This is a genomic window from Pseudomonas sp. 910_21 (assembly GCF_052850735.1).
The window spans coordinates 202,357-221,509 of record NZ_VXCY01000010.1; the positions used below are offsets into that span (position 1 = coordinate 202,357).

General features: G+C 63.3%; 18 protein-coding genes. 12 read left to right on the forward strand and 6 right to left on the reverse strand.

Annotated elements, in window-relative coordinates; all coding sequences use genetic code 11:
- Window positions 1–284: 284 nt before the first annotated feature.
- Window positions 285–1,205, reverse strand: coding sequence for a histone deacetylase family protein (locus FW796_RS27750; RefSeq protein WP_446440409.1), 921 nt, complete (start codon window positions 1,203–1,205; stop codon window positions 285–287).
- A gap of 75 nt (window positions 1,206–1,280) precedes the next feature.
- On the opposite strand from FW796_RS27750, the gene FW796_RS27755 reads away from it, so the two are divergent.
- The 3 genes from FW796_RS27755 (at window position 1,281) to FW796_RS27765 (ending at window position 3,413) form a co-directional block, all read left to right on the forward strand.
- On the forward strand, window positions 1,281–1,850 hold the full coding sequence (locus FW796_RS27755) for a GNAT family N-acetyltransferase (RefSeq protein WP_346635935.1): 570 nt from the start codon (window positions 1,281–1,283) through the stop codon (window positions 1,848–1,850).
- A gap of 103 nt (window positions 1,851–1,953) precedes the next feature.
- Window positions 1,954–2,823: an acyl-CoA thioesterase II gene (gene tesB, locus FW796_RS27760; RefSeq protein ID WP_015637141.1), complete on the forward strand. Its 870-nt coding sequence runs from the start codon at window positions 1,954–1,956 to the stop codon at window positions 2,821–2,823.
- A complete protein-coding gene (locus tag FW796_RS27765) occupies window positions 2,820–3,413 on the forward strand; it encodes an HAD family hydrolase (protein ID WP_446440410.1) in 594 nt (197 codons plus the stop codon). Before tesB ends, FW796_RS27765 begins: the two co-directional genes overlap by 4 nt.
- 24 nt (window positions 3,414–3,437) lie before the next feature.
- Here FW796_RS27765 and FW796_RS27770 read toward each other — a convergent pair whose 3' ends face one another.
- Both FW796_RS27770 and ypfJ read right to left on the reverse strand, forming a co-directional pair.
- Window positions 3,438–4,409, reverse strand: coding sequence for an alpha/beta hydrolase (locus tag FW796_RS27770; protein ID WP_446440411.1), 972 nt, complete (start codon window positions 4,407–4,409; stop codon window positions 3,438–3,440).
- The gene (ypfJ, locus tag FW796_RS27775; RefSeq protein ID WP_346635938.1) at window positions 4,410–5,303 is read right to left on the reverse strand and encodes a KPN_02809 family neutral zinc metallopeptidase; all 894 of its coding nucleotides are present in this window, start codon (window positions 5,301–5,303) and stop codon (window positions 4,410–4,412) included.
- A 139-nt stretch (window positions 5,304–5,442) separates the two neighbouring features.
- Between ypfJ and pcaQ the strand changes: the two genes are divergently transcribed.
- From pcaQ to pcaG, 3 genes are all read left to right on the forward strand, one after another.
- Entirely contained in the window at window positions 5,443–6,372 is a 930-nt protein-coding gene (pcaQ, locus tag FW796_RS27780) for a pca operon transcription factor PcaQ (protein ID WP_346635939.1), read from the forward strand.
- Window positions 6,373–6,475: 103 nt separating this feature from the next.
- Entirely contained in the window at window positions 6,476–7,195 is a 720-nt protein-coding gene (pcaH, locus tag FW796_RS27785) for a protocatechuate 3,4-dioxygenase subunit beta (protein ID WP_404937725.1), read from the forward strand.
- A 10-nt stretch (window positions 7,196–7,205) separates the two neighbouring features.
- Window positions 7,206–7,811 carry a protocatechuate 3,4-dioxygenase subunit alpha gene (pcaG, locus tag FW796_RS27790; protein WP_446440412.1) on the forward strand — a complete coding sequence of 202 codons (606 nt, stop codon included), beginning with the start codon at window positions 7,206–7,208 and terminating at the stop codon, window positions 7,809–7,811.
- A 56-nt stretch (window positions 7,812–7,867) separates the two neighbouring features.
- Here the strand turns inward: pcaG and FW796_RS27795 are convergent, their stop codons facing one another.
- Window positions 7,868–8,716 (reverse strand): aldo/keto reductase, encoded by an 849-nt coding sequence (locus FW796_RS27795; RefSeq protein ID WP_446440413.1) that lies wholly within the window; start codon window positions 8,714–8,716, stop codon window positions 7,868–7,870.
- Window positions 8,717–9,022: 306 nt separating this feature from the next.
- On the opposite strand from FW796_RS27795, the gene FW796_RS27800 reads away from it, so the two are divergent.
- The 4 genes from FW796_RS27800 to FW796_RS27815 all read left to right on the forward strand — a co-directional run bounded on the left by FW796_RS27800 (window position 9,023) and on the right by FW796_RS27815 (window position 12,852).
- The gene (locus tag FW796_RS27800) at window positions 9,023–9,799 is read left to right on the forward strand and encodes an IclR family transcriptional regulator (RefSeq protein WP_446440414.1); all 777 of its coding nucleotides are present in this window, start codon (window positions 9,023–9,025) and stop codon (window positions 9,797–9,799) included.
- 196 nt (window positions 9,800–9,995) lie between these two features.
- Window positions 9,996–11,048, forward strand: a complete 1,053-nt coding sequence (locus FW796_RS27805) for a Gfo/Idh/MocA family protein (RefSeq protein ID WP_346635944.1) — start codon at window positions 9,996–9,998, stop codon at window positions 11,046–11,048.
- A gap of 7 nt (window positions 11,049–11,055) precedes the next feature.
- Complete coding sequence (locus FW796_RS27810) at window positions 11,056–11,871, forward strand: sugar phosphate isomerase/epimerase family protein (RefSeq protein ID WP_446440415.1); 816 nt, start codon at window positions 11,056–11,058, stop codon at window positions 11,869–11,871.
- A gap of 102 nt (window positions 11,872–11,973) precedes the next feature.
- Window positions 11,974–12,852, forward strand: a complete 879-nt coding sequence (locus FW796_RS27815; RefSeq protein ID WP_346635946.1) for a DMT family transporter — start codon at window positions 11,974–11,976, stop codon at window positions 12,850–12,852.
- Between the two features lie 6 nt (window positions 12,853–12,858).
- On the opposite strand, the gene FW796_RS27820 is transcribed toward FW796_RS27815, so the two are convergent.
- Window positions 12,859–14,481, reverse strand: a complete 1,623-nt coding sequence (locus tag FW796_RS27820; protein WP_446440416.1) for a methyl-accepting chemotaxis protein — start codon at window positions 14,479–14,481, stop codon at window positions 12,859–12,861.
- Between the two features lie 90 nt (window positions 14,482–14,571).
- Window positions 14,572–15,906 (reverse strand): MFS transporter, encoded by a 1,335-nt coding sequence (locus FW796_RS27825; protein ID WP_102882294.1) that lies wholly within the window; start codon window positions 15,904–15,906, stop codon window positions 14,572–14,574.
- Window positions 15,907–16,433: 527 nt separating this feature from the next.
- On the opposite strand from FW796_RS27825, the gene quiC reads away from it, so the two are divergent.
- Both quiC and FW796_RS27835 read left to right on the forward strand, forming a co-directional pair.
- Window positions 16,434–18,344 carry a 3-dehydroshikimate dehydratase QuiC gene (quiC, locus tag FW796_RS27830; RefSeq protein WP_446440417.1) on the forward strand — a complete coding sequence of 637 codons (1,911 nt, stop codon included), beginning with the start codon at window positions 16,434–16,436 and terminating at the stop codon, window positions 18,342–18,344.
- Window positions 18,345–18,448: 104 nt separating this feature from the next.
- On the forward strand, window positions 18,449–19,126 hold the full coding sequence (locus FW796_RS27835) for a TetR/AcrR family transcriptional regulator (protein ID WP_346635949.1): 678 nt from the start codon (window positions 18,449–18,451) through the stop codon (window positions 19,124–19,126).
- Window positions 19,127–19,153: the final 27 nt, after the last annotated feature.

Genomic DNA, 19,153 nt, shown 5'->3' on the forward strand with positions numbered 1-19,153 from the left:
TGGGCGTCGAAAACCCCAGGGAGGTGTGTCGCCACCCTGATCAAAAAACAGACACCGCTCTGCAAGCCTTGCAGCGCAAGGGATCTAGCGCCTTTCACTCAGGTTATCCACAGGCAGCTCCACAGGTATTGGGGGTAAGCGATCCACAACAACATGACCGTCTGGTGACATTGATCAAAAAACAGACGATAGCCTTGAGGCCGCGTGGAGCAAGGGCTGTAGAGGCTTTCTCCCAGGTTATCCACAAGCGGCTCCACAGCGGATGTGGGTAAGGGCGCAAGGGCTCAGTAGCAGCCTGACGATTCCCAGACTCGTTGTGCGCTGTGGTGGAGGATGCCGTGGCGACGGGCCAGGGCCTGACGATCCTTGCTGTAGCCACCGCCGATCACGCCGACCACGGGGATATCCCGGCCCAGGCAATGGCGCATGACCCGCTCGTCACGCTCGGCCAGGCCGGTATCGGTGAGCTTGAGGTAGCCCAGGGCATCGTCCTGGTGCACGTCGACCCCGGCGTCGTAGAGCACCAGATCAGGCTGATACAGGGGCAGCAGGTAGTTGAGGGTATCGTCCACCACGTTGAGGTAGTCGGCGTCGCCCATGCCCATGGGCAGCGGGATGTCCCAGTCGCTCTGGGCCTTGCGTGCGGGGAAGTTCTTTTCACAGTGCAACGAGACGGTCACCGCATCGCAAGTATGTTGCAGGATCCGTGCGGTGCCATCGCCCTGATGCACATCACAGTCGAAGATCAATACCCGTCCCACGCGCCCGCTTTCCAGCAGGTAATGGCTGATCACCGCCAGGTCGTTGAAGATGCAGAACCCCGCCGGATAGTCGTAGTGGGCGTGGTGGGTGCCGCCCGCCAGATGGCACGCCAGGCCATGCTTCAGTGCCTGTTCGGCGGCCAGCAAGGAGCCGCCGACGGCGCGTACCGTGCGCCGGGCCAGGGCTTCGCTCCAGGGCAGCCCGAGGCGCCGCTGGTCTTCCCGGGACAACTCGCCACTCATGTAGCGTTCGATATAGCCAGGATCGTGGGCCAGGGCCAGGACCTCCGCGGGGCACAGTTGTGGGCGCAGCAGGTCGGCGTCCCGGGTCAGGCCACTGTCCACCAGGTGATCGCGCAGCAGGCGGAACTTGTCCATGGGGAAGCGGTGCTCCGCCGGGAACTCGGGGCTGTAATCGTCGTGATAGATCAGTGGCAATGACATGGCATTTTCTTAGAGGAACCCGTGAAGGATCCTACCAGCGATGTAGACTTGCACCCATGAAAACGGAGGGCACCGATGGAGCCGATATTGCAACTCGAGAGCGCGCGCCTGTTGCTGCGCCAATGGCGCGACGACGATTTGCCGGCATTTGCGGCAATGTGTGCCGATCCACAGGTGATGCGCTACTTTCCCGCGCCCTTGAGTCGTCTGGAAAGTGCCGCGCTGATCGGGCGGATACGCGGGCATTTTGCCGAGCACGGCTTCGGGGTCTGGGCCCTGGAGCGTAAGGACACTGGTGCGTTCATCGGTTTTACCGGCCTGGGCGTCGTCGGTTTCGAGGCGTCGTTCACCCCGGCAGTGGAAATCGCCTGGCGCCTGGCTCGCGAGCACTGGGGCCTGGGTTATGCCAGCGAGGCGGCCTGGACTGCCTTGCGTTGCGGCTTCGACCGCCTGGCCCTGGACGAGGTAGTGGCCTTTACCACCCGGGCCAATCTGCCGTCGCAGAAGGTCATGCAAGCCATTGGCATGCATCACGCTGTCGAGGACGACTTCGAACATCCGAACCTCGCCGGCGATCACCCGCTGCGCGAGCATGTGCTGTACCGCATTACCCGCGAACAATGGCTGGAAACCTTGCATGGATAGCAGGCGCGCACGTTTAGAATGTGCCGATGAGATACCTGGCCCCAATTGATATCACCGCCGCAGCCGAGATTGCGCGGTGTTGCCCTGTGTGAGGAGAGTCTGAATGAGTCATGTGCTGGATGATCTGGTCGATCTGTTGACCCTGGAAGCCATTGAAGAAAACCTGTTTCGCGGTCGCAGCCAGGACCTCGGTTTTCGCCAACTGTTTGGCGGCCAGGTGCTTGGCCAGTCGTTGTCCGCAGCCAGCCAGACAGTCGAGGAGGCGCGCCACGTGCACTCCATGCACGGTTATTTCCTGCGTCCGGGGGACGCCGCCTTGCCAGTGGTCTACCAGGTGGATCGGGTGCGTGATGGCGGCAGTTTCAGCACCCGTCGGGTGACGGCGATTCAGAAGGGCAACCCGATCTTCACCTGCAGTGCTTCCTTCCAGTACGACGAAGAAGGCTTCGAGCACCAGAACAGCATGCCCCAGGTGGTCGGTCCGGAGAACCTGCCGTCGGAACTGGAAATCACCACCCAGCGTGCGCACCTGATTCCCGAGCATATGCGCGAGAAACTGCTGTGCCCCAAGCCCATCGAAGTGCGCCCGGTAACCGAGAAGGACCCCTACAACCCGCAGCCCATGGACCCGGTGAAGTACGTCTGGTTTCGCGCCGACGGCGCCCTGGCGGACAGCCCGGCGCTGCACAAGTACCTGCTGGCCTACGCCTCGGACTTCGGCCTGCTGACCACCTCGATGCTGCCCCACGGCAAGTCGGTATGGCAGAAGGACATGCAGGTGGCCAGCCTCGATCACGCCCTGTGGTTCCATGCCGACCTGCGGGCCGACGACTGGCTGCTGTACGCCATGGACAGCCCCTGGGCCGGTAACTCCCGTGGTTTCTCCCGGGGCAGCGTGTTCAACCGTGCCGGTCAACTGGTAGCCTCGGTGACTCAGGAAGGGTTGATCCGTCATCGCAAGGATTGGGCATGAGTCTTTCAGACATAAAACATTGGGTGTTCGACATGGACGGCACCCTGACCATCGCCGTGCATGATTTCGCGGCGATCCGCCAGGCGCTGTCGATTCCTCCGGAGGACGACATCCTTACTCACCTGGCGGCCTTGCCGGCGGCTGAATCCGCGGCCAAGCACGCCTGGCTGCTGGAGCACGAGCGCGACCTGGCCCTGGGTTCGCGCCCGGCGCCGGGTGCGGTGGAACTGGTGCGGGAATTGGCCGGGCGCGGTTATCGCCTGGGCATCCTCACGCGCAATGCCCGGGAGCTGGCTCACGTGACCCTGGAGGCCATCGGCTTGGCGGACTGCTTTGCCGAGGCGGATGTGCTGGGGCGCGACGAGGCCCCGCCCAAACCCCATCCCGGTGGTTTGCTGAAACTGGCCGAGGCCTGGGATGTGGCGCCGCAGCGCATGGTCATGGTCGGTGATTACCGCTTCGACCTGGACTGTGGGCGGGCAGCGGGGACGCGCACGGTGCTGGTGAACCTGCCGGACAACCCCTGGCCGGAGCTGACCGACTGGCATGCGCGCGATTGCGCACAGTTGCGCGAGTTGCTGTCGGCCTGAGGGCCTTCACCGGCAAGCCGGCTCCTACTGGAACAGCGCCGCCTGCCCCGCGGGCGAGGTGAACATCCGGTCGCCGTCATGCCCGACCCCGGGCACTTCCACCAGCCGTTGTGGCAAGCCTTGCGGATGACGCCGCATCAGGTAGTCGAAGTAGTTGTGCCCGCGAATCAGCCGGTAGGCACCCTGGGTCTCGGCCGCGCAGCTCTTGTCCAGGGCCGGGTGGTTGGGGTCTATGTCCTGCTGGCCCAGCAGGTAGGTGATGTGGCGCTGCACATAGCCCTGTTCCAGCTGCGCCGCAGATTTGCCGAGCGCATAGGCCGGCAGGTGCTGCAGGCCGTATTTCCAGTCATTGAAACCTGGGCAACTGGCCGGCTCGAAAGCCACCGGGCGCGTTGCATCGAAATAGGCGTAGGACGACGGATTGGCGATCACGTAGCGCAGGGCGATCCCGGCTTTTTCCAGCTCCGGATGGTTGCCGGTGGTCAGGGCATAGCGCTGCACCACCTGGGCGCCGCCGGAGTGGCCGGCAATCACTACTTCCTTGAGTGCAGGAAAGAACTGGCGGTCCTGCAGACGCTGGAGGATGGCATCCAGCACCGCATAGGAGCTGATGGCAACGGGACCGGTAGCGGGCTCGCCGGCCATCCAGTCATTACCTTTCCAACGCAGTAGCGCGTCCGGTAGCTGATGGCGGGCGATATCGCTCTGGTTGAGAAACTGGGGGGCGATCATCAGGGTTGCGGCGCTTTGCCCGGCCTGTCCTGCCGCACTTTCGCCGCTCTTCAGGTAAGTCTGGGCGTTGCGCAGCCGACCGTGAACGATGATCAGTGCGCGCTGTACGCCGGGCAGTGGCTGACGCCAATCCAGACTCAGACCCAGGGCCAGTTGCCCGCCCTCCAGGGGCAGGCGTTCAGGGCTGATGACCTTGACCCCGTGTTCCGCGGCCTGGGCGCACAGGCAGCCCAGGCACAGCAAAGTCGCCAGCAGTCGGCCCATCTACAGGCTCTTGGCGGCGAAGGTGTCGCACTGGCCAACCTGGCCCTGGTTGAAGCCGGTCTTGAACCAGCGCACCCGTTGCGCCGAAGTGCCGTGGGTGAAGGAGTCCGGTACGACCCGGCCCTGGCCCTGTTGCTGCAGACGGTCATCACCAATGGCATTGGCGGCGTTCAGTGCTTCTTCCACATCACCGGGCTCCAGCCAGTTCAGGCGCTTCTGCGCATGGTAGGCCCAGACTCCGGCCAGACAGTCGGCCTGCAGTTCCTGGCGCACCAGAAGACCGCCATCACCTTCCATTTGCCGGCCTTGCTGACGTGCGGCCTGCATTTTCGCCGAGACCCCCAGCAGGGTCTGGACGTGGTGCCCGACTTCGTGGGCAATCACGTAGGCCTGGGCGAAGTCGCCGGCAGCGGAAAAGCGCTGGGCCATCTCGCGGAAGAAGTCCATGTCCAAGTACACCTGCTGATCGGCAGGGCAATAGAAAGGGCCGCTGGCAGAGGTGGCGGCGCCGCAGGCGGAGTTGACCCGGCCACGGAACAGAATCAGCTTGGGCGCCTGATACTGGCGGCCGGCCTGCTGGAAGATCTGGCCCCAGGTGTCTTCGGTGTCGCCAAGGATGGCGCGGACGAACTCCGCCTGCTCGTCATTGGCCGGTGGATTCTTGCGCGCCTGGGTGGTGGCCGGGGCCGACGTCTGGCCGCTCTGGCCCACCAGCTGGCCGAGGATCTGCAACGGGTCCTGGCCGGTGGCCCAGCCGATACCGACGATCAGGATGATCGCCGTCAGGCTCAGCCCCTTGCCACCGCCAAAACGCAGGCCGCCACCGCCGCCGCCACTGCTGTCATCTCGCGCATCCACGACGTTGTCGCTACGCCGGCCTTTTTTCCAAAGCATGGGGGAGTCCTCGTTTTTTCTGCTGGTCAGTGTTGCTGCTGGCTTGAACCGGCGCCAGTCCGGTCGTCAGGGATTTTTGCGCACGCTACCATGGTCCGACTGCGGATCTCTCCGCTCCAGGCGCATTCGGGGCTCCCTATTGAACATCGATACCCGCATCAAATTCCGTCACTTGGTGTGTTTTCTTGAAATGGCCCGCCAAGGCAGCCTGGCTCGGGCCGCCGACGTACTGTCGGTGAGCCAGCCGGCAATGTCGAAAACCCTCAAGGAACTGGAGGAACTGCTGGAAACCCGGCTGTTTGTCAGGAGCAAGGCCGGGCTCAGCCTGACCGAAGCCGGGCGAGCCTTCCTGCGTTATGCCGGGCCTTCGGTGCAGGCCCTGCGCGAAGGCGTCAGCAGTTTGCGCGGTGGCGAATACGCTGCCGGGCTGGTGCGTATCGGCGTGTTGTCCACCGTGGAAAGCCTGCTGCTGCCGGAGGTGATGCGGCGCCTGCACCAGCGGCATTCGGCATTGACGGTCAGCGTGGTGACCGGGCCCAGCGCCTACCTGCTCTCGCAGTTGCGGGTCGGCGATCTGGACCTGGTGGTGGGGCGCATGACCGAGAGCCCAGAGATCCAGGGCCTGAGCTTCGAGCACCTGTACAGCGAATCCATGACCCTTGTGGCCCGCCCCGAGCATCCACTGGCGACCGGGCCCCTGGACCGCGACGCGGTCAGCGCCTATCCGCTGGTACTGCCTCTGGGCGGTACCAGTATCCGCAAGCATGCCGACAGCCTGTTCATTCAGTGTGGTATCGCCCAGTCGCAACAACGCCTGGAAACCCTGTCGGTGGCCCTGAGCCGGCGTTACACCCTGTCCAGCGATGCACTGTGGATCGCGCCGCTGGATGCGGTGCGCCTGGATCTGGCCAATGGCGAGTTGCAGGAGCTGGACCTGGGCCTGCGCGAGCCGGGCGGTTCGGTAGGGATCTCCAGTAATGCCAGCCTGCCGCTGTCTCTGGCGGCGCAGTGGGCGGTGGAGGTGCTCAGAGAAGTGGGGCTGGCCTATCGCGAGGGTAGTTATCCATAACTATTTGGTTATGGTTGAGTGGTGGCTTTTCAATTTTCCACCCTCCTGATTTGTTTGAAACTGCGTCGGCTGCGCTCCATAAATCAAACAACAGGAGATCGACATGTCTGATGCAGACAGCAGTCGCTTCGTGATTCGCGACCGTAATTGGCACCCCAAGGCCCTGACCCCCGACTACAAGACCTCCGTCGCCCGCTCGCCGCGCCAGGCACTGGTGAGCATTCCACAATCGGCCAGTGAAACCAGCGGCCCGGACTTTTCCCACCTGCGCACCGGGCGTTTCGATAACGACCTTTTGCTCAACTTCAACCACGGCGGCTTGCCGGTAGGTGAGCGGATCATCGTTTCCGGGCGAGTCTGCGATCAATACGGCAAGCCGATCCCCCACACCCTGGTGGAGATGTGGCAGGCCAACGCCGGTGGTCGCTACCGGCACAAGAACGACCGCTACCTGGCGCCCCTGGACCCGAACTTCGGCGGCGTCGGCCGAGCCCTCACCGACCGTGACGGCTACTACAGCTTCCGCACCATCAAGCCGGGGCCTTACCCATGGCGCAACGGTCCCAACGACTGGCGCCCGGCGCATATCCACTTCTCCATCAGCGGCCCGTCGATTGCCACTCGGCTGATCACCCAGCTGTACTTTGAAGGCGATCCGTTGATTCCGCTGTGCCCGATCGTCAAGTCCATTGCCAACCCGGAGGCGGTGCAGAGCCTGATCGCGCGCTTGGACATGGGCAGTGCCAATCCCATGGATTGCCTGGCCTACCGCTTCGACATCGTGCTGCGCGGCCAGCGCAAGACCCACTTCGAGAACTGCTGAGGAGCCTGCCATGCCTGTTCAATTGCTGCCTGAAACCCCCTCGCAAACGGCCGGCCCCTATGTGCATATCGGCCTGGCCCTGGCGGCGGCGGGAAACCCCACCCGTCCCGAGGAGATCTGGAACCAGATGGCCAAGCCCGATGCACCGGGCGAGCAGATCCTGTTGATCGGCCACGTCTACGATGGCAATGGCCACCTGGTGCGCGATTCCTTCCTGGAGTTCTGGCAGGCCGATTCTGCCGGGGTCTACGACCCGGTGTTCGATACGGAAAAACCCTTCAACTGCTTTGGCCGCACCGCCACCACCTTCGATGCCGGGGAGTGGACCCTCAATACCGTCAAGCCCGGGGTGGTGAACAACGCCGCCGGCGTGCCCATGGCGCCGCACATCAACCTGTCGCTGTTTGCCCGGGGGATCAATATCCACCTGCATACCCGGCTGTACTTCGCCGACGAGCTGGAGGCCAACGCCCAGTGTCCGGTGTTGAACCTGATTGAGCAGCCGCAACGTCGGGAAACCCTGCTGGCCCATCCTTGCGAGGTGAATGGCCAGCGCGCCTATCGCTTCGACATTCGCATCCAGGGTGAAGGCGAGACGGTGTTCTTCGACTTCTGAAAAAAGCCTGAGGCCATGCATGGCACCCGTTGTGGGTCACGCATGGCCGCGCTGGGTCAATGATCGAAATGATCCCAGACCGGGGCGAAGTCCGGGCTGACCTGACGCTGATCCTTGGGCAGGCCGGCGATCAGCGCCCGGTCTTCGTCGTCCAGTTGCAACCTGAGGGACTCCAGGTTGGCCAATTGGTTGGCCCGACTGCTGGCTTTGGGAATGGCCGCGACATTGTCCTGATCCAGCAACCACTTGAGCGCCACCTGGGTCGGTAGCACGCCGTGCTTGGCGGCGATCTGCCGGATCTCGGCCACCTCGGACACCTTGTTGCGTGCCAGCGGCGTATAGGCGGTCAGCACCATGTCGCGACTGCGGGCATAGTCCAGCAGGCCGCTTTGCCCCAGCAGCACGTGGTATTCCACCTGGATCGCCGACAGCGGTGCGCCCAGCCCTTCGATCACCCGACGCAGCAGCGCCAGGGGGAAATTGGCCACGCCAATGTGCTTCACCAGTCCCTGTTCCTTGAACGACACCAGGGTTTCGATGCTGCGTTCCAGTTCCCAGTCGCTGGTGGGCCAGTGGATATGAAACAGGTCCACATAGTCGCAACGCAGGGCTTTGAGGCTGCGCTCCAGGGAGTGGCGCATGGCGTCGGGGCGCAGTTGATCCCACCAGACCTTGGTGGTGACGTGGATCTGCTCCCGGGGCACCCCAGTGTTGATCAGGGCCTGGCCCACGGCGTCTTCGTTGTTGTAGGCCTGGGCGGTATCGATGTGCCGGTAACCCAGGTCCAGGGCCTGTTCCACGGCGCGGGTGCATTCGTCATCGAGCATCGGCCAAGTGCCGAGGCCAAGCTTGGGCATGTGCAGGCCGCTGTGGGTCAGGACTGGGCAATCTACGGAGTGAGGCATGGGCAATCTCCCTGTGGATAAAAGAACTCGGCCGTGGCGGTGGGGGTTGAAGAGGGTCGCTGGGGTTTGGACAGCGCAGCGGCTCAGAAAATGCCCGGCGAATCGAGTGTGGAGGCCCGTCGCGGCCATTGTGTTTATGGAAAGTGATTCCAAAAAATATACGAGCTCGGCTAACCTGCGCACAAGGCGTTGTGCCGGGTGCAAAGCCCGCTTTCGTCGATTCCGGGCGGTAATCGAACCACGCCCTGCAGTTCCCCAACCGGCCCGTTGTCACTAGAATCGGCCAAATTTTGTCGGGACCCGACCATGGCTGGCAGTCAAATCGAACGCGTCTTCAGCGTTCTCGAACGTCTTACCGGTGATCCCCGCGGCCTGCCGTTGCAGAGCCTGGCGGAGCAGCTGGAGATCCCCAAAAGTGCAACCCATCGCCTGTTGGCTGAGCTGATTCGCCTGGGCTATGTACGGCAGAACCCGGACAACCTGCGCTACCAGCTGTCCACCCGGTTGGTGGCCATGGGCTTTCGTTACCTGTCGGCCAGCGGCGCGGACATCGTCCAGCCGGTACTCGATCGCCTGGCCCAGGAGTCCGGCGAGCTGGTACGCCTGGGGGTGATCGAAGGCGAGCGCCAGACCTGGATCGCCAAGTCCCAGGGCGCCCGTTCCGGGCTGCGTTACGACCCGGACATGGGCCGCGAGGCGCCGCTGTTCTACACCGCTTCCGGGCATGCCTGGTTGGCCACTCTGAGTGACGCCGAGGCGTTGTCCCTGGTGGAACGCCAGGGTGTGGAGGCCCCGGCGGACCTGGGGCCCAATGCACCGCGCTCGAACATCGAGTTGCTGGAGCGCCTGCGCCTGGCCCGCGAGCAGGGCTACGCCTGGGTCGAGGAAAGCTCGGCGGTAGGCACCTCGGCGATTGCCGCAGTGGTGCGCCATCCCATCGATGGCCGGGTCGTGGGCGTGCTCAGCGTCGCCGGCCCCAGCGCGCGCCTGCCCCTGGCGCGGCTGCATGAACTGGCGCCATTGCTGCTGCAATTTGCCCAAGAGCTGTCGGCCGCCAGCCAGGCTTCCGAACTGTTCAACTGACGCCACGCGCTCTGCCCGTAGCCGTTGCTTGCCCTGACGGCTACGGACGGAGCATGAAGGCGCAGGGTTTGCGCGAATCCTTACAAAGCTGTTCGGTAATCGGACAGTATTTTTTATCGCTCTTGTGTGAAATTGGAACTGAGTTCTAAATAATTGAATGTCAGCGTCCTGATAACAATCACAAGAGGATTCGCCATTGAACCCGCCACTGCGCATTGCCCTGATCGGCGTCGGCAATATGGGGCAGCAGCACTATCAACATCTCAAGACTCTGGCCGAGGCCAGTCTGTGCGCCGTGGCCGATCCCGGGCCCCAGGCGCAAGTCATCGCCGGGCAATGGCAGGTGCCGCATTTCAGCGATCACCGGACCTTGCTCAAGGAAGTACGCCCGGATGCCGTGATCGTCGCCAACCCCAATAACCTTCACGTCAGTACTGCCCTGGATTGTCTGGCGGCGGGTGTCCCGGTGCTGCTGGAAAAACCCGTGGGTGTGCATCTGGATGAAGTGCGCGAGCTGGTGGCGGCGTCGCGCACTAGCGGCGTGCCGGTGCTGGTGGGGCACCATCGACGACACAATCCGCTGATCGCCCGTGCCCATGAACTGGTACATAGCGGCGCCCTGGGCCGGCTGACCACAGTCACCGCGCTCTGGCAGTTGCACAAGCCCGAGAGTTACTTCGATGTGCCCTGGCGCCGAGAGCCCGGCGCCGGCATGTTGCTGACCAACCTGATTCACGACCTCGATCTGCTGCGTCACCTGTGCGGAGAAGTGCAGCAGGTGCAGGCCATCACCAGCAATCACGTGCGTGGCTACGCCAATGAGGATTGTGCGGCGGTGCTACTGCAATTCGACAATGGCGCCCTGGGCAGCCTCACCGGGTCCGATGCGGTGGCCGCACCCTGGAGCTGGGAGCTGGATTCCGGGGAGAACCCGGTGTATCCGCGCCAGGCCGATCAGCCTTGTTACCTGCTGGCCGGCACTCAGGGGGCCTTGAGCATTCCCCAGCTCAAGCGCTGGCACTACGCCGAGGCGGGCGCCGGTTGGCACCAGCCCTTGTTGATGCAGCAGGAAAGCTTCGTGCCGGATGAGGCGCTGCGCTTGCAACTGCAGCATTTCGTCAAGGTCGCCCGGGGCGAAGTCGCGCCCCTGGTCAGCGCCGCCGATGCTGCGCGAACCCTGGCCCTGATCGAAGCGATTCGCCAGGCCGCCGCCACGGGTCGCGCCTGCACCCCAACCCCCATTGAGTGAACGACTGATGAGTGAGCGGATTTTTTCCCTGGCCAGCCTGACCGTGCTGGAGCTGTCTCCGCCCGAGATGGTGGAAGTGGCGGCCCGTGCCGGCTACAGCCATGTGGGCTTGCGGCTGGTGCCGGCGACCCCGGAGGAACATCATTTCCCGCTGGTGGCCGATGCCGGCTTGCGCCGGCAAACCCGGGATCGCCTGCACGATACCGGCGTTCGGGTGCTGGATGTGGAGATCCTGCGGCTCAAGCCGCAGACCCGGATCAGCGACTTCGAGGCGGTGCTGGCGGTGGGCGCCGAGTTTGCCGCCAGCGAATTGCTGGTGGCGGGCAATGATCCCGATGAGGCGCGCATGACCGACAACTTTGCTGCCTTGTGCGATCTGGCGCAGCAGTACGGACTGCATCCCCATCTGGAGTTCATGCCCTGGACCGATGCGCGCAACCTGGAACAGGCGGTGCGGGTGGTGGAAAACGCCGGCTGTGACAATGGCTGTGTGCTGGTGGATGCCTTCCACTTCGATCGCTCGGGATCGCGCCTGGAGGACCTGGCCAAGGTTGATCCGGCGCGCCTGCGTTATGCACAGTTGTGCGATGTCGCCGGGCCCTGTCCTGCCGATATGCAAGAGATCCTGCGCCAGGCCCGTAACGAGCGGCGCTTTCCGGGGGAGGGCGATTGTGATCTGGTGGGGCTGCTCAGGTGCCTGCCGGAGAACCTGCCCCTGAGTCTGGAAATTCCCACGGTGCAGTTGCTGGAGCAAGGTGTGAGTGCCTTGCAGCGAGCGCAGATGGCACTGGATAGAACCCGGGAGTTGCTGGCTCGGATCTGAAGCGGCGCTGGCCTTTTCGCCGGCAAGCCGGCTCCTACAAATATCCGCTGGGAGCCGGCTTGCCGGCGAAGCTGTGTCTTCAATCACCCCCAAGGAATGCCCATGACTCTCAGCACGCCCCTTTCCGGGACCAATCACCCCTTCAAGGGCATCCTGCTGATCGTCTTGGCGACCTTTCTGTTCGCCAGCCACGATGCCCTGTCCAAATACCTCTCGGGGTTCTTCCCGGTGATCATGGTGGTCTGGGCCCGTTACCTGATCCATACCTTGCTGATGGCCGGGATCTTCCTGCCGCAATCGGGCTTGCGCGTGCTGCGCAGCAAGCGCCCGCTACTGCAGTTGGCCCGGGCCTTGTGCCTGTTGAGCACCAGCCTGCTGTTCACCTCGGCGCTGCTGTTCATCCCCCTGGCCGAGGCCACGGCGGTCAACTTCCTGGCGCCGGTGCTGGTCACCGCGTTGTCGGTGCCCTTGCTGGGCGAGCAGGTGACGCGCGGCCAATGGCTGGCGGTGATCTGCGGTTTCATCGGGGTGCTGATCATCGTGCATCCGGGGGGCGAGCTTTTCACGCCGGCGGTGTTGCTGCCGTTCTGCTCGGCGCTGTTCTTCTGTTTCTATCAACTGTTGACCCGCAAGCTCGCCGAACATGACAGCCCCACCACTAGCAACTTCTTCGCCGGGCTGTGCAACACCCTGGTAATGAGCGCGCTGGTGCCGTTCTTCTGGCAGACTCCGGGCTTGGTCCATGGCCTGTTGATGCTGGCGCTGGGGGCTTGCGGCATGAGTGCCCACCTGTTCCTGACCCAGGCCTTTCGCCATGCGGCGCCGGCTCTGTTGGCGCCCTTTGGTTACTGCCAGATCGTCTTTGCCGGGCTGCTGGGCTGGCTGCTGTTCGGCCATACGCCGCCGCTGATCACCCAGTTGGGCATCGCCGTGATCTGCTTCAGCGGACTGGCGGCGGCCTGGCAGCAGCGCCGCCGCTGAGACGACTCAGAAACGGAAGCGCACCACCAGGTTCTGCAGGCCTGCCGCCAAGTGCGACAGCTCCTGGCTGGTGGCGTTGGTGCGGGTGGCGGCGTCGGCGCTTTCCAGGGACAGGTCGCGGATGTTCAGCAGGTTGCGGTCCACTTCCCGGGCTACCTGGGCCTGTTCTTCCGAGGCACTGGCGATCACCAGGTTGCGCTCGTGGATCTGCTCCATGGCCCGGGTGATTTGCCCCAGGGCCAGCCCGGCCTGTTCGGCGATGGACAGGGTCTGGGCCACCCGCTGACTGTTGCCGTGCATGGACTGCACCACGCTGTCGGTGTCGCCCTGGACCCGGCCGATCATCTGTTCGATTTCCTGGGTCGACTGCTGGGTGCTATGGGCCAGGGCCCGCACTTCATCGGCCACCACGGCAAAACCACGGCCGGCTTCCCCAGCCCGCGCGGCCTCGATGGCGGCGTTCAGGGCCAGCAGGTTGGTCTGTTCGGCAATGGCGCGGATCACGTCCAGCACCTTGCCGATTTCCCGTGACTGCTCGGCCAGGGTCTGCACTTGCTGCAGAGCGGTGCCGACATCGCTGCTCATGGCCTGGATCGAATCCAGGGTCTCGATCACCCGGGTCTGCCCCTGGGTGGCCTGGGCGGTGGACTGGCGGGTGGTGTCGGAGGTAGACACCGCGTTGCGCGCCACTTCCTCGACGGCCACGGTCATCTCGTTGACGGCTGTGGCTGCTTGCTCGATTTCGTTGTGTTGCTGCTGCAGGCGGCTGGAGTCCTGATGAGTGCTCTGGCTCATCTGTTGCGCGGCAGCGGCCAGTTGGGTCGAGGTGCTGCTGATCAGTTGCAGGGTTTCACGCAGGCTGGCTTGCATGCTGGCCAGGGCCTTGAGCAGGCGCGCGGTTTCATCGCTGCCCTCGCTGTGGATCGGCCGGCTGAGATCGCCGGCGGCCACTTGCTCGGCCACGCCCACGGCTTGGCGGATGGGCACGACGATGCTGCGAATCAACAGCCAGGCCAGGCACAGGGTCAGCAGGGCGACGGCCAGCAGGGCGCCGATTACCGTGACTTTGACCTGGGTGTACAGCGCGTCGGCATGCTGCGCCGACTGGCTGACTTCCTCGGCAGTCAGGTTCATCAGTTCGGCGAACTGATCGCCGGTCTGGGTCGAGTAATCCTGGATCTTGCCGTTGAGCAGGGCGGTCATCTCGGCGCTGCGGTTGTCCTGGGACAGGGCTTCATACTGGGCCAGGGCCTGTTGGTAGCTCTTTACCGTGGCGAGGAATGTCTCGTATTGCACTCGGTTGTGATCGCCCACCAGCGGCGCGAACTTGGCCAGGGCCTGGTCGAGCCAGGCTTGCACTTGGTGCAGGCGGGCGATGGTGCTTTCCAGCACTTTCGGTTCACGGTTGAGGGCCATGCGCAGGCTCAGCACGCGGATGCTCAACACATAGTCGCGCACTTCCCCCAGGTAGCGGGTGCTGGGCAGGGAAATGTTTTCGGTGTGCTGGCCGGTGGCGCGGACCTCGGCCACTTGCTTGAGGGCGAACAGCCCCTGCAGCAGAACCAGCAGGGCAATCACGCCGAAGCTGATCACGGCGCGTCTGGCGATGCTCAGGTTACCCAGCGTCATGGGACGATCTCCGAGTGTGGAAAAACCAAAGAGGGGAGGGGGAACAGATAAAAAAACGCAGGCCCGGAGCGGGCCTGCGTGAAAGGAGCATCAGTCTTCTACGTGCGGAATCTTGCGGGGGGCCATGAAGTACATCCAGGTCAGGGCGATGAAGTACATGGCCGGGATCAGGGTGAACAACAGGGTGTAGTTGTTGTTGGTGACGGTGAGTATGTGGCCGACGATCTGGGTCATGAACATGCCGCCGATGGCCGCGCACATCCCGCCAAAGCCGAACACGGTGCTCATCATGTGCTTGGGCGTGTAGTCCATCACCAGGCTCCAGATGTTGGCGGTCCAGGCCTGGTGGGCACCGATCCCCAGGGAGATGGCGAACACGGCCAGCCACAGGTTGGCGGTGCCGGCGGCCATGATCACGCCGATGATGCAGCAGGCGAACAGGAACATCGACAGCAGCCGCGCCTTGATCGGGTTCATGCCACGTCCGATCAGGAACGAGGAGAGGATGCCGCCACCGACGCTGCCGAAGTCGGCGGTCAGGTAGATGATGATCAGCGGGATGCCCATCTGGGTGACGTTGATCCCCAGGTTGTACTGCTGGTTGAGGAACGGTGGCAGCCAGTACAGGTAGAACCAGAACACCGGCGCGGTCAGCGAGTAGGCCAGGGCGAAGGCCCAGGTGCCGCGCATGCGCAGGATGCGGCTGAAGGGCACGCGGGTCGGCTCGGGCTCCACCTGTTGCTGGATGTAGGCCAGCTCCGAGGCTTTGACGCTGGGGTGATCTTCCGGGTTGAAGTACTTCAGGCCCCAGAACAGCAGCCACACACCGCCCAGTGCCGCCATGCACAGGAACGCCGCTTGCCAGCCCCAGGCGTGAAGGATCAAGGGCAGCAGCATGGGGGTGAACATCGCGCCGACGTTGGTCCCGGCGTTGAAGATGCCGGTGGCCACCGCGCGTTCGCCGGCCGGGAACCACAGGCGCGTGGTCTTCACGCAGGCCGGGTAGTTGGCGGCTTCAGTGAGCCCGAGAATGAAGCGGCAAACCATGAAGCCTGCCGCCGAAGTGGCCAGGCCATGGGCGCCGGTAGCCAGGCTCCACAGCAGCACGGCGAAGAAGAACACCCGTTTCACGCCGACTCGGTCGATCAGTCGCCCTTGCAGCACGAAGCCCACGGCATAACCGACCTGGAACCAGAAGTTGATGTTGGCGTAGTCCATCGCCGTCCAGTTCATTTCCTTGGCCAGGATCGGCTGCATCACGCCCAGTGCGGCGCGATCGATGTAGTTCAAGGTGGTGGCGAAGAACACCAGGGCAAGCATGCCCCAGCGGGTCTTGCCGACGGCCATGGCGCCGCGGATCTTGTCGCCGATGCCGCCGGCAACGCTGAGGCTCGGGGCGATGCGAGAGCTTTGGGAAGGAATCATGTAGGCCATCCGTTCAGTGACTGACGAGCCAGGGCTCGTTGGAACTCAAGGGCGCGTGATCAATCGTCAGCGAAGGCATGAGCGCCTGGGACTGGGTGATTGATCGGCTGGTTAGGTTCGTCGTGCCGTTGATGCCGGGCCGGCGAACACTACAGGTACGACGATCCGCTCAGGGTTGTAGCGGGTCGTGATCCAGGGTGCCGATTGAGGCCGTTCCAGGCGCGAGCCAAAGGGATGTGCAGCAGTGCGGGGCGTTGAGTGCAAGCATGAGGATGTACCCGATTTTTGAAATTTTTATGGTGTGTTCTGGGTCTGGGTGATTGAAGCCACGGTTTTTTGGGGCGGCTCAATGTGCTGTCGATGGTGCGCAGTGGCTGAAAAATCGTCAATTCGCCAAGCGGCTTTGTGTTCGATAATCGAACACAAAACTAACTGGTTCGTACACTTTAAATCACGCTGTGGAATAATCCGCAACATCGAATAAAAGGCTCGGGCGCAACCGGCCGTCATTCCCCGGGAGTTGAATCATGCAGCGTTCCATTGCCACCGTTTCCTTGAGCGGTACCCTGCCGGAAAAACTCGAAGCCATTGCCGCCGCCGGATTCGATGGGGTGGAGATTTTCGAGAACGACCTCCTCTACTACGACGGCAGCCCCCGGGAAATTAGACAGATGTGCGCCGACCTGGGGATTGCCATCACCCTGTTTCAGCCATTCCGGGACTTCGAGGGCTGCCGCCGCGAACGCCTGTCGCGCAACCTGGAACGTGCCGAGCGCAAGTTCGACCTGATGCAGGAACTGGGTACCGACCTGGTGCTGGTGTGCAGCAATGCCCAGGCGTACAGCCTGGGAGACCGGCAGATCCTCATCGACGATTTGCACCTGTTGGCCGAACGGGCTGCAGTACGCGGTTTGCGCATCGGCTATGAAGCCCTGGCCTGGGGCCGCCACGTGAACACTTATCAACAGGTCTGGGACATCGTGCGTAGCGCCGATCACCCAAGCCTCGGGGTGTTGCTGGACAGCTTCCATACCCTGTCGCTCAAGGGCGACCCGGCGGCGATTGCCGAGATTCCGGGGGACAAGATCTTCTTCGTGCAGATGGCCGACGCGCCGATCCTGGCCATGGATGTGCTGGAGTGGAGCCGGCATTTCCGCTGCTTCCCGGGCCAGGGCGAATTCGACCTGCCGGGCTTTTTGGCACCGATCATCAAGAGCGGCTACACCGGGCCGCTGTCCCTGGAAATCTTCAACGACGGCTTTCGCGCCGCTCCGCCGCGGGCCAATGCCGCTGACGGCCTGCGCTCCTTGCTGTACCTGGAGGAGATGACCCGCGAGCGCCTGCTGCAGGAGGCGCAGCCGGTGGCCAACCTCGACATCCTGTTTGCTCCGCCGGCGGTGGAAGCCTATGGCGGCACCGAATTCCTCGAGTTCGCCGTGGACGAAGCCCTGGGAGCCAAGCTGGGTAGCTGGCTGGAGCGCCTGGGGTTTGCCAAGGCCGGCCAGCACCGTTCCAAAAGTGTCAGCCTGATGCGCCAGGGGGATATCAACCTGATCCTCAACTCCGAGCCTTATTCCTTTGCCCACAGCTTCTTCGAGGCCCACGGCCCGTCGGTGTGCGCCACGGCCATCCGGGTCAAGGACAGCGCCAAGGCCCTGGAGCGGGCGGTGGCCTACAAGGGCCAGCCTTATCGCGGGCTTGTAGGCCCCAACGAGCTGGAACTGGCGGCGGTGCGTGAACCCGACGGTAGCCTGATCTATCTGGTGGACCAGCAGCAGGGCGGCCAGCACCTGTACGACACCGACTTCAACATGCGTGACGATGTGCAGGCCAAGGGTGGCCTCAAGCGGATCGACCACATGGCCATGGCCCTGCCGGCGGACAGCCTCGACAGTTGGGCGCTGTTCTACAAGAGCCTGCTGGACTTCGAGGCCGATGATGAGGTGGTGCTGCCCGATCCCTATGGCCTGGTGAAAAGCCGCGCCTTGCGCAGTCGTTGCAGTTCGATCCGCTTGCCGCTGAACATCTCGGAGAACCGCAACACTGCGATCTCCCATGCACTGTCCAGCTATCGTGGCTCGGGGGTGCATCACATCGCCTTCGACTGCGACGACATCTTCGCCGAGGTCAGTCGCGCCAAAGAGGCCGGGGTGCCGCTGCTGGATATCCCCCTCAACTACTACGACGACCTGGCGGCGCGTTTTGATTTCGATGATGAGTTCCTCAGCGAGCTGGCGTACTACAACGTTTTGTATGACCGCGACGTCCAGGGCGGCGAGCTGTTTCACGTCTACACCGAACCGTTCGAAGGGCGGTTCTTCTTCGAGATCATTCAGCGCAAGAACGGCTACGCCGGCTATGGTGCGGCCAACGTCGCGGTGCGCCTGGCGGCCATGGCCAAGTCGCGCAGTGGCGCGGTGCGTCAGGCCAAGTTGTAGCGGATTGGTAACCGGAGGCGGCAATCCACCGCCTCTGTACTTTCTTTCGCGACAGGACGCGGCCCATAATCGCCCGCGTGTGCAGTGATGGCCGTGAGCCCAGAATGACAATGACCAGTGAACGCTCGATTGCGCCCGATGAGCCAACTCTCGAACCGCGCAAGAGTCGCAAGAACAACCCGGAAAAGACCCGCGAGAACATCCTTCAAGAAGCCATTGTCGAGTTCGTCCAGCAGGGACTTTCCGGTGCGCGGGTGGATGCGATCGCCGAGCGCATCCATACCTCCAAGCGCATGATCTATTACTACTTCGGCAGCAAGGAGCAGCTGTACGTCGAAGTCCTGGAAAAACTCTACGGCGATATCCGCAGCACCGAGAGCCGCCTGCATCTTGCCGAGCTGGCGCCGCGGGAAGCGATTCGCCGGTTGGTGGAGTTCACCTTCGATCACCACGACCGCAATGTCGATTTCGTGCGCATCGTCAGCATCGAGAATATCCACAAGGCCGAGTACGTGAAGCAGTCCGGCGTGATCAAGGCGATGAACAACACCATCCTCCATGCCCTGGGCGAGATCCTTGAGCGTGGTGCACGTGAAGGTGTGTTCCGTAGCGGTCTGGACCCGCTGGATGTGCATTTGCTGATCAGCTCGTTCTGCTTCTATCGGGTGTCGAACCGCCACACCTTTGGCGAGATCTTCCAGATCGATCTGCCGGACGAAAGCATCAAGCAGCGGCACCGGGAAATGATCTGCGAGTCGGTGCTGCGCTACCTGCAGGCCTGACCCCCACTGTCGTAGGAGCTGGCTTGC

Bases quoted from the DNA above. Each gene is read 5' to 3' on its own strand.
- FW796_RS27750 (WP_446440409.1), bottom strand. From the start codon at position 1,205: ATGTCATTGCCACTGATCTATCACGACGATTACAGCCCCGAGTTCCCG.
- FW796_RS27755 (WP_346635935.1), top strand. From the start codon at position 1,281: ATGGAGCCGATATTGCAACTCGAGAGCGCGCGCCTGTTGCTGCGCCAA.
- tesB (WP_015637141.1), top strand. From the start codon at position 1,954: ATGAGTCATGTGCTGGATGATCTGGTCGATCTGTTGACCCTGGAAGCC.
- FW796_RS27765 (WP_446440410.1), top strand. From the start codon at position 2,820: ATGAGTCTTTCAGACATAAAACATTGGGTGTTCGACATGGACGGCACC.
- FW796_RS27770 (WP_446440411.1), bottom strand. From the start codon at position 4,409: ATGGGCCGACTGCTGGCGACTTTGCTGTGCCTGGGCTGCCTGTGCGCC.
- ypfJ (WP_346635938.1), bottom strand. From the start codon at position 5,303: ATGCTTTGGAAAAAAGGCCGGCGTAGCGACAACGTCGTGGATGCGCGA.
- pcaH (WP_404937725.1), top strand. From the start codon at position 6,476: ATGTCTGATGCAGACAGCAGTCGCTTCGTGATTCGCGACCGTAATTGG.
- pcaG (WP_446440412.1), top strand. From the start codon at position 7,206: ATGCCTGTTCAATTGCTGCCTGAAACCCCCTCGCAAACGGCCGGCCCC.
- FW796_RS27795 (WP_446440413.1), bottom strand. From the start codon at position 8,716: ATGCCTCACTCCGTAGATTGCCCAGTCCTGACCCACAGCGGCCTGCAC.
- FW796_RS27800 (WP_446440414.1), top strand. From the start codon at position 9,023: ATGGCTGGCAGTCAAATCGAACGCGTCTTCAGCGTTCTCGAACGTCTT.
- FW796_RS27810 (WP_446440415.1), top strand. From the start codon at position 11,056: ATGAGTGAGCGGATTTTTTCCCTGGCCAGCCTGACCGTGCTGGAGCTG.
- FW796_RS27815 (WP_346635946.1), top strand. From the start codon at position 11,974: ATGACTCTCAGCACGCCCCTTTCCGGGACCAATCACCCCTTCAAGGGC.
- FW796_RS27820 (WP_446440416.1), bottom strand. From the start codon at position 14,481: ATGACGCTGGGTAACCTGAGCATCGCCAGACGCGCCGTGATCAGCTTC.
- FW796_RS27825 (WP_102882294.1), bottom strand. From the start codon at position 15,906: ATGATTCCTTCCCAAAGCTCTCGCATCGCCCCGAGCCTCAGCGTTGCC.
- quiC (WP_446440417.1), top strand. From the start codon at position 16,434: ATGCAGCGTTCCATTGCCACCGTTTCCTTGAGCGGTACCCTGCCGGAA.
- FW796_RS27835 (WP_346635949.1), top strand. From the start codon at position 18,449: ATGACAATGACCAGTGAACGCTCGATTGCGCCCGATGAGCCAACTCTC.